The organism is Actinomycetota bacterium (assembly GCA_035697485.1).
Lineage (GTDB): Bacteria > Actinomycetota > UBA4738 > UBA4738 > HRBIN12 > JAOUEA01.
This window is the reverse complement of the sequence record DASSCU010000011.1, coordinates 87,105-99,960: the sequence shown is the minus strand read 5'-3', so window position 1 is coordinate 99,960 and position 12,856 is coordinate 87,105. Positions and strand designations below refer to the sequence as shown.

At 67.9% G+C, this 12,856-nt stretch carries 9 protein-coding genes; 4 read left to right on the top strand and 5 right to left on the bottom strand.

Annotated elements, in window-relative coordinates; genetic code table 11:
* Positions 1–251: 251 nt before the first annotated feature.
* A complete protein-coding gene (locus tag VFI59_02770; GenBank protein HET6712616.1) occupies positions 252–896 on the bottom strand; it encodes an ATP-dependent Clp protease proteolytic subunit in 645 nt (214 codons plus the stop codon).
* A gap of 272 nt (positions 897–1,168) precedes the next feature.
* Between VFI59_02770 and VFI59_02765 the strand changes: the two genes are divergently transcribed.
* A complete protein-coding gene (locus VFI59_02765) occupies positions 1,169–1,423 on the top strand; it encodes a hypothetical protein (GenBank protein HET6712615.1) in 255 nt (84 codons plus the stop codon).
* Positions 1,424–2,130: 707 nt separating this feature from the next.
* Here VFI59_02765 and VFI59_02760 read toward each other — a convergent pair.
* Positions 2,131–3,501 (bottom strand): hypothetical protein, encoded by a 1,371-nt coding sequence (locus VFI59_02760; GenBank protein HET6712614.1) that lies wholly within the window; start codon positions 3,499–3,501, stop codon positions 2,131–2,133.
* A 187-nt stretch (positions 3,502–3,688) separates the two neighbouring features.
* Between VFI59_02760 and fumC the strand changes: the two genes are divergently transcribed.
* Positions 3,689–5,080, top strand: a complete 1,392-nt coding sequence (gene fumC / locus VFI59_02755; GenBank protein HET6712613.1) for a class II fumarate hydratase — start codon at positions 3,689–3,691, stop codon at positions 5,078–5,080.
* Positions 5,081–5,161: 81 nt separating this feature from the next.
* Complete coding sequence (locus tag VFI59_02750; GenBank protein ID HET6712612.1) at positions 5,162–5,584, top strand: AraC family transcriptional regulator; 423 nt, start codon at positions 5,162–5,164, stop codon at positions 5,582–5,584.
* Positions 5,585–5,596: 12 nt separating this feature from the next.
* Here VFI59_02750 and VFI59_02745 read toward each other — a convergent pair whose 3' ends face one another.
* Together VFI59_02745 and VFI59_02740 are read right to left on the bottom strand one after the other, a co-directional pair.
* Positions 5,597–6,472, bottom strand: coding sequence for a sulfurtransferase (locus tag VFI59_02745; GenBank protein ID HET6712611.1), 876 nt, complete (start codon positions 6,470–6,472; stop codon positions 5,597–5,599).
* A 43-nt stretch (positions 6,473–6,515) separates the two neighbouring features.
* Complete coding sequence (locus VFI59_02740) at positions 6,516–7,301, bottom strand: exodeoxyribonuclease III (GenBank protein HET6712610.1); 786 nt, start codon at positions 7,299–7,301, stop codon at positions 6,516–6,518.
* Between the two features lie 129 nt (positions 7,302–7,430).
* Here VFI59_02740 and VFI59_02735 point away from each other — a divergent pair, with 129 nt between their 5' ends.
* Positions 7,431–8,885 carry a hypothetical protein gene (locus VFI59_02735; protein HET6712609.1) on the top strand — a complete coding sequence of 485 codons (1,455 nt, stop codon included), beginning with the start codon at positions 7,431–7,433 and terminating at the stop codon, positions 8,883–8,885.
* A 30-nt stretch (positions 8,886–8,915) separates the two neighbouring features.
* Here VFI59_02735 and VFI59_02730 read toward each other — a convergent pair whose 3' ends face one another.
* On the bottom strand, positions 8,916–12,755 hold the full coding sequence (locus tag VFI59_02730) for an adenylate/guanylate cyclase domain-containing protein (protein ID HET6712608.1): 3,840 nt from the start codon (positions 12,753–12,755) through the stop codon (positions 8,916–8,918).
* Positions 12,756–12,856: the final 101 nt, after the last annotated feature.

Below are 12,856 nucleotides of genomic sequence, written 5' to 3'. Positions count from 1 at the left end.
GCCGGCTTCGAGGGAGCGGTACTGACGAATCGTCAGGTGCAGCTGCCCAGCCATCTCAATCTCTCGTAGGCCCATCCGCTCATGACGGTACCTGCGAGAGGGGGGCATCTCAGAATCGCGGGTCGCTACGCTGAATCACTATCCAGTGTGCGCTTACGCGTCAGCCTCGCGGAGTGCACGCGACCCGCTCGAACGGCCAGTCGCGCTCGAGCCAGCCCGACACCTCACGCCAGAGCAGGGGGTCACGAGAACTAGTCCTTGAAGTCGGCCGCGGCCACTGCCGCAAGTTCGGGTGTGATTCCACGGCTGGTGATGATCTCGTCCACCACTCCGTAGTCCACGGCCTGCTCGGCGGTGAGGATGAAGTCGCGGTCGGAGTCCTTGGACACGCGCTCGAGCGGCTGGCCGGTGTGCGTGGCGATGATCTCGTTCATCAGCTCCCGGTTGCGAACGATCTCCTTCGCCTGGATCTCGATGTCGACGGCCTGGCCCTCCGCGCCGCCGTAGGGCTGGTGCAGGAGGATCCGCGCGTGGGGAAGCGTGTAGCGCTTGCCCTTCGCACCGGCCAGCGCCAAGACGGCCGCAGCCGAGGCCGCCTGCCCCATCACGATGGTCGACACGTCGGGCTTGATGTACTGCATGGTGTCGTAGATCGCAAACAGCGTCGTCATGCTGCCGCCCGGCGAGTTGATGTAGAGGTTGATGTCCTTGTCCGGGTTCTCGCTCTCGAGGTGCAGGAGCTGGGCCATGATCAGGTTGCCGACCGCGTCGTCGAGGGGCGTGCCCAAGAAAACGATGCGCTCGCTCAGCAAGCGAGAGTAGATATCGAAGGAGCGCTCGCCACGGCTCGTCTGCTCGACAACGACGGGAACCAGGTAGTTGGTTGTCTCCTTCATGCTCGCTCCTACACTCGGTAGCGCTCGGCGGGCTCGGAGACTGCCTCGGTGGAGCCCTCGTTCGCCCTCTCTGGCTCTCGACTTCCGAAAGGCGCCAGCGTGATCGACGAGGCAGTCGGTGCCGTAGACCTGACGGTATCACCGGCCGGTGGAACCCAGACTTGAGGTAGCCGCTGTACTGCGAGTATGGCGACCACCACCTGCATGTCTCGCCTTCCCGCAGGTGGCGATGGGTGGACAACGGGCGGCACCGAAGTCCAGGGTTGCAATGCATGAACGCAGAGCAGCAGCGTGCCGAGTTCCTCAAGCGGTTGGGCGAGGAAGCGACGATGCATGAGAAGGGTGGCAGCCTCAAGGACCAACGCCACGCCCAAGCCCGAACGATGATCGATCTCGGGACCCATCTGGAGATCATCAGCCACGACGAGGGAGAGCAACTCGGGACGGCCCTCGCTCGTTCCCGCCTCTCCGTGGCCGTACGCCGGCTCACCGAGTCCTCAGGCAACGTCGAGGGAAGGGAACGATGATTGTCTGCAGTCCCGCCGGTTATGGTGCGGGCAGAGCCTCTTCGGCGAGCTGCGGCGAGGCCGCTCCTCTACCTCCCGGGGCTGTGGTCACGGAGCTCGCCACCGATCACGGCGCGGTCATCGACGGGAGTGAGCGAGACGCGCAGCGACCCCCGGGTGGTCTGGGTCCCATCGCGGTTCGCCGCTCCGGGAGGCAGACGGCTCGGCGGCCTCTACGCTCCGACGGGTGTCCTTAGGTTGCGGGCCTTCGAAGGTTGCGCCTACGGCGGTCCGACCGATTAGGAGCCGCGTCGTCCCTCCTACCCTAGTCCTATCCCTGCTGACGTGTGCCATTCCCGAGGGTCCGTAGGAGTGAATCGATAGGCCTCTGCGGGTGGCCTCGGTGATACGCCCTCACCGGCAGCTGCCGGCACCCGAAGCGACCCCGCGCTTTTTCGACTACCCCCGGGGTGGGACCCCGGGTCATTGAGGCCGATCTCTCGGGATGCCCTCCGAGGAAGCGTTGTACGAATCCATGTACGAACTTCCGCCCCACGTCAGGAATGCGACCGCCGACGCTCCGGACGTTCTCGCAGTTCAGAGGATGTGACCGGTCTTCGCCGTACGTTGCTCCCAGGGGATTATGAGTCCCCTGCTCTGACCGACTGAGCTACGGCCCCGCGATCGACAGGGTAGACCCAGCCCGACGACGACGCTCGCCCGCTCCCCTACAGCGGGAAGCGGGCGATCGCGCGACGGACGTTGGCGTTGACGTACTTGAACTCACCCAGCGCCCAGATGTGCTGTCCCGTGACCTGGATCTCCCAGACACCGCCGAACGGGTTCGTGCCTGTGAAGTTCGGGCCGTCGGGGTCCTGGCCCTCGAAGTTCGGGGTGAAACTGCAGTCGAGGTAGGCAGTCGCCGTGCTGGTGTCCCCGTTCCTGATCGCCGATGACGCTGTCGTCTGGTTGATGTTGCGCAGGATGCCGAGCGCACGGAGGTACCGGGTGGGGCCAACGTTGCCGCACACGGGCATCAGGCCGTTGTAGCTCCCGGTGCTGTTGATGCCGAAGTGACCGCCGAACGCGATCGCGTCTCCGCCGGCGAGCAGGTGCAGGCTCACGACGTTGCCACCCGTGCTGAGGATCCAGGTGCGGCTGCCGGTGTCTCCCGTGTCGACCCGGAACGCGGCGATGAAGTTCGGACCCTTACCGCACCCGGCGAACAACCGCGTCGAGGTCGCGATGATGTCCCAGCAGATCTGCTTCGCAGGACTGCCACTCGCCGGGATCTGCCCCGAGGGAACCGCCCAGTTCGTCGCCGCGCCGGTCGTCGGGTCGATCCGGCCAACCGCCAGGCGTGCGGCGCCGCTCAGGGTGTAGAAGTTGCCGCTGGCGAAGAGCGTCTGCCCGTCGGCTGCCCATTCGAGGTCCCGGACCGCCCCGTTCGTGGACCCCGGCTTGAAGGTGTTGTCGACGACGCCCGCGTAGCTCAGCTTGGCCATCTTGTTCCGGCCCTTACCGTCGACCTTGCTGAAGGCTCCGCTGATGTACAGGGCGTTCGAGCCGGGCAGGATCTTGAGGACCTCGAAGTTGGCGAGGTTGCCGTCGGGCGCCCCCACGACGGGGTCGAACGTCGGGTCGACCGTGCCCGTCATCGTGTTGGGGTCGATGTCGATCGCTGCGATGTTCAGCCGGGGCCGACCGTCGACCTCGCTGAACTGCCCACCGACGTACAAGGTGTCACCCACGATCGCGAGCGACTGCACCTCGAGGGTCTGGTTGCCACTCACGGTGATCTGCGGCTTGAAGCTCGGGATGCCTTCCCCGGTGGTGAGGTCGATCGCGGCGAGCCCGGTCAGGCCGGTGACCTGCGGGCCGGAGGCCGGCCCGGGCGAGAGCGATTCGCGGAGCTTCTTGAACGTTCCCCCGATGAACATCACGTCGCCGTACCGCACGCTGGCGAAGATCTTGCCGTTGGCCATCCACGTCGAGGGATCGGGGTTCTGACTGAGCGCCGTGGCCGGTGACGGCATGACGGCAAGGCCGCCGAGGGCGAGACAGAGCACGGTGAGAAGACGGGCGAACGAAGACCGCATCGGGGGGATCACTCCTTGCCTGGTCCGGGGGGATGTCTGGGGTTCCTTGTCGGACCTACCCTACGGGTGAGTCGGGCTCTGGACAACCTGCATCGGTCGACGCGTCCCATGGGCCGTACGACCTAGGCGGGCGAGGGAAGCCGTGCTTTGGGAGGATGGCGGCATGCTCCCGGAAGGCCGAACGACGATGACCGAGCACCGCACCGAGTCCGACTCCCTCGGCGAGATCGACGTCGGCACCGACCGCTACTGGGGCGCGCAGACCCAACGATCGCTGCATCATTTCTCGATCGGGCACGCCGAGGCCGATCGCATGCCACTCGAGGTGATCCGCGCCCAGGCGATCTTGAAGAAGGCGGCTGCGCTGGTGAACGAGGCGTCCGGGGCCCTCGACCCCGCGATCGCCGCCCTGATCGTGCAAGCGGCCGACGAGGTGATCGAGGGGCGCCACGACGAGCACTTCCCGCTCTACGTGTGGCAGACGGGCTCGGGCACCCAGACGAACATGAACGTCAACGAGGTCATCTCGAACCGCGCGATCGAGATCGCCGGCGGCGACCTCGGCTCGAAGTCGCCGGTGCATCCGAACGACCACGTGAACATGTCCCAGAGCTCGAACGACACGTTCCCGACCGCGATGCACATCGCGGCGGCCCAGGCGATCGTGGAGAGGCTGCTCCCTTCGGTGCGCGCGCTCCGCGACGCGATCGCCGCGCGTGCTGAAGAGTTCGCCGACATCGTGAAGATCGGCCGCACCCACCTGCAGGACGCCGTGCCCCTCACGCTCGGGCAGGAGTTCGGCGGGTACGCCGCTCAGCTCGACGCCGACCTCGAACGACTCCAGTTCGCGCTGCCCGGGCTCTACGAGCTCGCCGCTGGAGGGACCGCGGTCGGCACCGGACTGAACTCGCCTCCGGGGTTCGCCGAGGCGGTCGCGGCGAAGATCGCCGAGCTCACCGGCTTGCCGTTCGTGACCGCGCCGAACAAGTTCGCCGCGCTCGCGGCCCACGACGCGATCGTGTTCGCGAGCGGGGCCGAGGCCACGCTCGCCGCCAGCCTCATGAAGATCGCCAACGACATCCGCTGGCTCGGATCCGGCCCCCGCAGCGGGCTGGGCGAGCTCGTGCTCCCCGAGAACGAGCCGGGGTCCTCGATCATGCCCGGCAAGGTGAACCCCACGCAATCCGAGGCGGTCACCATGGTCGCGTGTCAGGTGATCGGCAACGACACCGCGATCAAGGTCGCGGGATCGATGGGCAACTTCGAGCTCAATGTCTTCAAGCCCGTGATGATCCGCAACTTCCTGCATTCGACGGCGTTGCTCGCCGACGTGAGCCGGACGTTCCGGGAGTTCTGCATCGAGGGCCTCGAGGCGGACCGTGAGCGCATCCAGGAGCTCGTCGACCGGTCGCTGATGCTCGTGACCGCGCTCGCGCCCAGCATCGGCTACGACAATGCCGCGGCGATCGCGAAGAAGGCCCACCACGAGGGCCTCACCCTGAAGGAAGCGGCGATCGCCCTCGGGCACCTCTCCGAGGAGGAGTACGACCGGCAGGTCAAGCCCGAGGGCATGGTTTAGGAACGGCAGGATTCCTGAAGCCGGAACGCGCCGCACCGGCGTACCATCATGCAGGGAGCAAGGGGGTTCCCGGAGTTGAGCGTGACCGATCACGAACTGCCCAGCCCGCACCTGCAGCGCAGGATCCGCGAGGTTCAGGTCTTCCTCGCCGCCAACCTCGACCGGGACGTCGACCTGCGGGCGATCGCGCACGAAGCGGCGCTGAGTCCCTATTACTTCACGCGCCAGTTCACGGCGTTCGTGGGGGTCCCGCCGTACCGGTACCTGATCGGGCTCCGCATCGACCGCGCGCAGCAGCTCCTTCGCGAGACCGAGCTCACCGTCACCCAGATCTGTCACCGGGTGGGCTTCAACAGCCTGTCCCACTTCACGACGACGTTCCATCAGCACACGGGCGTGAGTCCCTCCGCCTACCGACGTCGCCGCGACTGGGAGCAGGATGTGCGATTCTCCCCGCTCACGCGGCCGCTGGTCGAGCAGCCGAACAAACGCTTCACGGTCTGAGCACCCGCTCACTCAGCGGGGTTCGCCGGGCTCCGGTCCGGTCGCGACGGGGCGTGCGGCATCCGACACCCAGTCCGACCACGAGCCTTCGTACAACCGCCCGAGGCCGAGTCCGGCGCGCTCCATCGCGAACAGCCCGAACGCCGCCGTCACGCCGGAGCCGCACGACGCGATCGCGCTGCCGTCGTCGCGAACCCCGAGGCCCTCGTATCGGCGGCGCAGCGCCCCCGGATCGAGGAACCGACCCTGTTCGTCGCGGTTGCCGGCCCACTCGGCGCTCACCGACCCGGGGATGTGCCCAGGCACCGGGTCGATCGGTTCGTCCTCGCCCCGATAGCGCTCTCCCGAGCGGACGTCGAGCACGACGGCCGAGCCTTCCCTCAGCGTTCGACCCACCGCGTCGGCGTCGACGACGCGGTCGGCGGGCCATGGCGACGGCGTGAACGACGCCTGCGTGGGGACCCCCCACGAGCCGGTCTCGAGCGACCCTCCCCCGTCGATCCAGGTATCGAGCGACGGGAGGTCGAGCAGCGCCGCACGGCGACCCAGCACGCGCAGCATCCACCACAGCCTCGCCGCAACCCAGCCCCCGACGTCGTCGTAGGCGATCACGGCGCTGTCGTCACCGATCCCGAGGCGCGACATCGAGGACGCGAACGCATCCGGCGACGGGAGCGGGTGCCGTCCCGGGCCTTCGAACGGAGCGGCAGCGAGATCGGTGTCGACGTCCACGCAGACCGCCCCGGGGATATGCCCGAGCGCGTATCGCTCGCGAGCGTGCCCCCCCGGAACCCAGCGCACGTCGGCGATCACCGTGCCATCGAGCCCATCGGCAGATAGTCGCGCGCGCAACCATTTCGGCTCGACGAGCATCTCCGGCAGTTCCACGCAACGGAGGATACCGAGGCCCGTTCGAAGCGCGGTCGAGCCCTCAGTCGCGCAACGTGACGATCACGGGAGCGTGGTCGCTCGGTTTGCCCTCGCCCGCCGTCGGCTTGCGTTCCTCGCGATCGACCTCGACCGAGACCAGCCGGTCGGCCACTGGGGCAGTGCCGAGTGCGAGGTCGATGCGCAGCCCCCACCCTCGGTGGAACGCGCCCATGCGGTAGTCCCAGAAGGTGAACGGGCCTTCGATGTCGCCCGCGGCATGACGGCCGAGGTCGACCAGCCCCGCACCCATGACCGCTCGCAGCCGCTCGCGTTCCGGCTCGCTCGCGAGGTTCCGCCCGCGCCAGAGCTCGGGGTCGTAGACGTCACGATCGTCGGGAGTGACGTTGAAGTCGCCGGCCAGCAGGGCCGGCACGGCGGGATCGATCGTCGCACGCAGCCAGGCGACCAACGCGTCGTACCAGTCGAGTTTTGTCTCGTAGGCCGGGTCGCCGACCTCCTTGCCGTTCACCGCGTAGATGCTCGCCACGGTCACGTCGTCCACCCTCGCCGCCAGCACCCGAGCGTCGTCGGGCACGGGCGAGCCGGGCAGACCCCTGCCGACCTCCTCCATCGGCAGGCGCGAGACGATCGCGACCCCGTTGCGCCCGCCCTGCCCGTGGCTGAGGGCGCCGTACCCCTGCTCGAGGAGCGGCTCGATCGGGAAGTCGGCATCCGTGACCTTCGTTTCCTGCAAACACACCACATCGGGTGCTTGTCGAGACAACAGGGCTAGCAACCGAGGCAGGCGTTGCCGGATCGAGTTCACGTTCCAGGTGATCACGCGCACGGACCAGAGCCTACGACCGGCGCGTGTCGGCCGAACGGCGGAGGGCTTCCCAACCGAACCACCTACGTCGTATGCTTCGCGGGTTGCTGGGCGACCGCTCATGCCATCGGAATGGAAGGAACCGCACAGATGCGACCCCCCGCTCGGAGATCCACCAATGCCACGATCCTCGTGACAGCGTTGGCGTTCCTCGCGTCCCTCGTCGCGCTCGTCCCTGGCGCGATGGCGGCCACCGAAGTGAAGCCCTACCGGGCAACCCTCCTGCCGGCCAACCCCGCCTCATCGACCGCTGGGCTCACCCTGACGCTCTACAACGACGCCGGGACGCAGCAACTCGGCTCGGCCGATCTGTACGTTCCGGCCGGAGTCACGATCACGAACGTCGCCACGAACGCGAAGTACGTGAGTGGCGCGGTGACTTACGGCGGGGTGACTTACGCCGGCACGATCCAACTGCGCAACCTCGCGATCGCCCCAGGCACGAGCAAGACGCCGGCGGCTCCGCTGTTCACCGCTTCCGCCGGGTGCAGCGGTGGAATGAAGACGTGGGGTATCCGTGCGAAGCAGTCCAACAACTTCTCCGGCTCGCCCGGCAACGACTTCAAGCTCAATACGACGACGGGTTCGCCGCTCACCAGCCTGACGACCACGTTCCCGGCCGACTCGTGTGAGCTCCGGTTCGTGACCCAGCCACAGGACGCCGAGGAGGGTCGGCGCATCACAGGCACCCAGGATTTCGGTGCGCAGCTGACGCCACCAGACGCAACGAGCCCCCAGGTGGCTCTCGTCGACCCGGCCACCTCGCTCCCGATCGCCTCCTTCACCGGCACCATCAGCGTCGCGCTCAGCGGCGGGGACCCCACGGCGACCCTCTCGGGTACGAAGACCAAGTCGGCGAACGCCGGCGTCGCCACGTTCGACGACCTCTCCGTTGACAAAGCCTCCACCGAGACCTACACGCTCGTCGCCAGCACCTCCGGAGCCGCGGACGTCTCGTCGGCGGACTTCATGATCGTGCAGCAGTTCTGTCCTGAGGACGTGGACTGCTCGACCTCGTTCACCGGCAACGGCGGCCTCAGCTCGAAGACGATCACCATGAACGAGTTCAACCCCGGGGGCGACACCGACACCGGCGTCCTGACGAACAGGTTCATCACCGACCCGGGCTGGACGGCCACCGAGGGCGCCGGCCCCGGAACGCTCGACTGCTCCTACCTCGACGGCACGACCTACATCGAGTTCACCGACTTCTACTCCGAGTACGAATACAGCAACGATGAGCGCACCGGGACGATCGAGACGACCGTGAAGAAGAAGCTCTTCAACGAGTTGGCGAACAACGGTGCCTCCAAGCTCGAGGTCTGCTTCCAGGCGAAACTGCCCTTCATGCTCGAGGACGGCATCACGGAATCCCCAGCGACGGCGGGCGAACCCGGTTGGTTCGGGCCCGGACTGCTCCCCACCTGCAACAAGGTGGACGCCTCAGTCTTCCCGTGCATCTTCCAGCAGAACAAGGTGAACGGCGACGCGATCGTCAAGGCCAGCGTTCCGGGTCCGTACAACCTCGACCCGAGGAACCGGTAGCGTCTCAGCGAGCGCGTCACGCGTTCGGCGTCACCCGGAGCGGCTCCGCAGGGGCGGCTCCGGGAGGCGCACGACGCCGAGCGAGCCGAGGATCGACTCACGCTCGTTCGACATGGCCTTCAGAGCGATTTCGTCGGTCACTTCGAGCTTCACGAGCGCGTCGAGCGTGAGCGCCAGATCGTAGGGGCTCTCCGCCTCTCGGGCGTGCTGCGCGGCCTCGGTGAGCTGATCCCGGGCAGCGTCGACGTCGCCATGTTGTGCGAACGCGTAGGCGACGAGGCGCTCGAGGGAGCGCTGGGCGGGTGATCCCTCCTCGACCTGTGCCGCGAGCCGCGCGATCGTGCGCTGACCCGACGGGTCACCCTGTGCAACTTCGCCCTCGGCGATCCAGACCTCGGCGTCGAGTGCGTCACCCTCGACGTGGAGCGTGCGGTACCGAGCGAGCGCGTCGTGCAGGAGCTCGAGGCCCTCGCCGAGCCGTCCGCTGCGGATACAGGTCCGTCCGAGCTGTGCGGATGCGTACGCGATGCCCTGCTCGTCGTTGGTGCCGCGCCACACCCGCAAGGCGCGCCGCAGACGTGCTTCCGCTTCGTCGAACCGGCCCTGGTCGGAGAGCACCTCGGCGATGTTGCAGTCACCGAAGGCAGGGCCGAGCGCGTCCCCGGCGCGCTCGCTCGTCTCGACGGCCCTCGTCCAGAGCTCGACCGCGTCTTCCCACCGTCCCTGCCAGTACGCGCTCGTTCCGAGGTTGTTGAGCGCCCGCGACTGACCCTCCAGATCACCGAGGCCCTCATAGATGCCGAGCGCGCGACGCAGGTACGGCTCGTCACCGGAGTCACCCTGCGACGTGAGCGCCCATCCGATCACGAGACAGCTGTTCGCGAGCGAGGCTTGTTCACCGGATATCTCCGCGGCTCTGATCGAGTGCCGTGCCAGCTCGATGGCTTCTGCGTATTGCCCCTGTCGAACGCGGATACCGGCGAGCATCGTGTAGAGACGGGCGCGACAGGCCACAGCCCGCGGTTCGATGATGCCCTCGATCGTGCGGAGACCTCGGCGCGCCCACCGCACCGCCGGCACGATCCGTCCTGAACGGCCATCGACCCCGGAGTGGCGGTACAGCAGCTCCGCCTCTCGGATCCGGTCTCCTCTCACCAGCCGTCGGGCCGCCGTGTACGACTGCATCGCGGCGTGCGGCTCGCCGACCTGCTCCTCGGCCAGGCCGAACGCCTCCCAGACGTCGGCGAGCTCCATCGCGTCGACCGCCGCACCGGCGGCGGCGTCCAACGCCCGGCGATAGAGTCCCGCGGCTTCCTCGTACGCCCACGCATTGCGGGCCCGCTCTGCAGCCAGGCGGCTGAACCGCCACGCACGGACGTCGTCGCCGGCGAGGGAGAAGTGCCTGGAAAGGAGTCCGGAGAGCTCTTCGGGTTCCTCGGTCTCGCTCTCCAGGGCGCGACCGGCCGCCTCGTGGAGTCGGCGACGGGTCCTGAAGGGCAGGCCCTGGTAGGCGGCTTCGCGGACGAGCGCATGGCGGAACCGCAGGTAGCCGGCGCCGTCTTCCTCGAAGTAGCCCCCGAGCCGCTCCAGTGACTCGACCTCCGGGGCGGGCTCACCGTCGAGCGTGAGCCACCCGAGCATCCTCGGGTGGAAGCTGAGACCCAGCACGGCTGCCCGACGGAGCACCGCTCGATCGCCTACGTCGAGCCGGTCGATGCGGGCCATCGCGGCCGACTCCAGGCTGTCGGGGAGCTCGTCGATGCTCCCGGTCTCCGCGACGGCCCTGATGAGGTCTCGCAGGAACTGCGGGTTCCCGCCGGAACGCTCCGCCAGCGTCTTGATCACGTGCGGTGGCATCGGATCGTGCTCGGTGGACGCCTCGGCGAGCGCGATCGCGTCTGCAGGGCCGAGCGGCCCGACCTCGATCGGGAGCACCTCGGGGCTCTGCGACGAACGGAACCCGCCGCCTTCCTCGCGGCGTGTCACGACGATGAGCCACGGACGTTCGCCGACCGCCTCGACCACATGCGTGAGCAACGCCGCCGACGCCTCGTCCATGTACTGGACGTCCTCGATCTCGATGAGGGTCGGTTCGGCGAGTTGGACGTCGAGGAACCGCAGCATCGCCTCGTGGAGTTTCGCCCGCCGGAACTCCTCGGCGAGCATCTCGACCTCCGGCGTCGGAGGGGCGTTCACGTCGAGCGTCAGCGCGATCAACGGGAGCCACGGCAGGAGGCTGGGATCGCTCTCGGTGATCGCCGATGTGAGGCGGTCGAGGACCACGTCCGCGGGATCCTCCCAACCGATGTCCAGCATCTCTCGAAGCAGCTCGCGCCACGCGATGTAAGGGGTCGACGAGGTGTAGGACTCGCCCGTGGCTCGCAGCACGCGCATCTCGGTTGACTCGGCCCGAAGCTCGTCGACCAGTCGCGACTTGCCCGCCCCGACGTCACCGACGAGCGAGACCAGCCGCCCTCGGCCATCCGTCGCGGACCGGAGAGCGGCGCGGAGGGCCGCCATCTCCTCCCGTCGCCCGATGAGTGGCGCGGAGTCGAGCGCCTCATCGGGTCGCTCGCCCGGCCGGCTCCTCGATCCGACCGGCGCCCCGACCGACCACGCTTCGACGGGTGCCGCCTTGCCCTTGACGGAGAACGGCTCGAGGGGGGTGAGGTCGAAGAGGGTCTCGGACCGCTCCAGCACATCCTTCGTGGCGAGAAGCTGGCCCGGCTCCGCGCGGGCCATGACCCGGGCGGCGAGGTTCACGGCATCGCCCATCACTGTGTACGTCCGCCGGTAGGTCGGACCGACGTCTCCGGCGAACACATGTCCCTTGTTCAAGCCGATCCGAACCGGGATCGTCCTCTCTCCGGCGACGATCCGATGCGCGGCCATCAGCAGTCGTTCCTCGTCGTCGCCGGTGACCCGCGGCGCGCCGGCAGTGAGGATGATCTTCCCTCCGTCGTGATCGACGTCGGAGGACAGGAAGCACACCTTCAGCTCGTCCGCGGCCAGCTGCACGCCTCGGACGAGGCGGTCGAGCTTCTTCGCGAACCGTGCAGGTCCCAGCCGCTCGAGCATCTCGTCGGTGCCGTCGAAGTGGATGAACGCGGTCGACACCTGCCGGTGCTCAGGCTCTGGTCGACCGTACGAGAGGTACTCGCGTGTCGCGAGCGGGATACAGGCCTCGAGCCGCTCCTCGGGAGGGGACGGCATCAACGAGACACGATCGAGCGGATCGCCCTTGGCTGCGCGCAACAGGACGCCAGGCCCTTTGGCGGCCCCCGTCCACGACACCGGGAGCAGCGCCGCCGTGGCCCTGCTCACCAGGATCTCACCGGCGTCGGCTGCCCCTTCCATGTCCGTGAGGTCGGACACCGCGGGCCCGGTGATGATCAGTTCCCGATGCGACCCCCCCACCAGGAACATCTGATAGGCCCCGGTGTGCACCCCGACCGACATCCGAAGGGTCACCCGTCCACCCGCGGTATCGAGCCGGCCGATCTCGCGCAGCCGCTGACGCATGCCGGCAGCCGCCCTGCATGCCCGCTCGGCGTGTTCGGCGGGTTCGTCCCCCGTGAACAACAGGAGCAGGGCGTCACCGCCGAACTTCAGCAGGCTCCCATCGTCGCGGTAGGCGACCTCGAGCAGCTGGGCGAAGCACGCATCGATCGATGCGGCGATCTCTTCCGCGCCGAGCTTGCCGAGCTTCGCGAGCTTCTCCGAGAGCTTGGTGAATCCGGAGATGTCGACGAAGACCATCGACGCCTGCACCTCGCGGTGGAGCTGATCCGGTTCGGCGTCGAGCCACTGCAGCGTGAGCCGCGGGACGTAGGGCTGCAGGCTGGCGCGGACCGTGGGTGCGGTCACCATGGCATCGAGGGTCTGCCCGAGAGCGGCACTGACACCGATCCTTCGAAAGAGAGCCGTTCCAACCGTACACAAGACGTGCGATCGAACGGAACCCTTCCGCT

Coding starts and splice junctions, on each gene's coding strand:
- VFI59_02770 (HET6712616.1), bottom strand. CDS start 896: ATGAAGGAGACAACCAACTACCTGGTTCCCGTCGTTGTCGAGCAGACG.
- VFI59_02765 (HET6712615.1), top strand. CDS start 1,169: ATGAACGCAGAGCAGCAGCGTGCCGAGTTCCTCAAGCGGTTGGGCGAG.
- VFI59_02760 (HET6712614.1), bottom strand. CDS start 3,501: ATGCGGTCTTCGTTCGCCCGTCTTCTCACCGTGCTCTGTCTCGCCCTC.
- fumC (HET6712613.1), top strand. CDS start 3,689: ATGACCGAGCACCGCACCGAGTCCGACTCCCTCGGCGAGATCGACGTC.
- VFI59_02735 (HET6712609.1), top strand. CDS start 7,431: ATGCGACCCCCCGCTCGGAGATCCACCAATGCCACGATCCTCGTGACA.
- VFI59_02730 (HET6712608.1), bottom strand. CDS start 12,755: ATGGTGACCGCACCCACGGTCCGCGCCAGCCTGCAGCCCTACGTCCCG.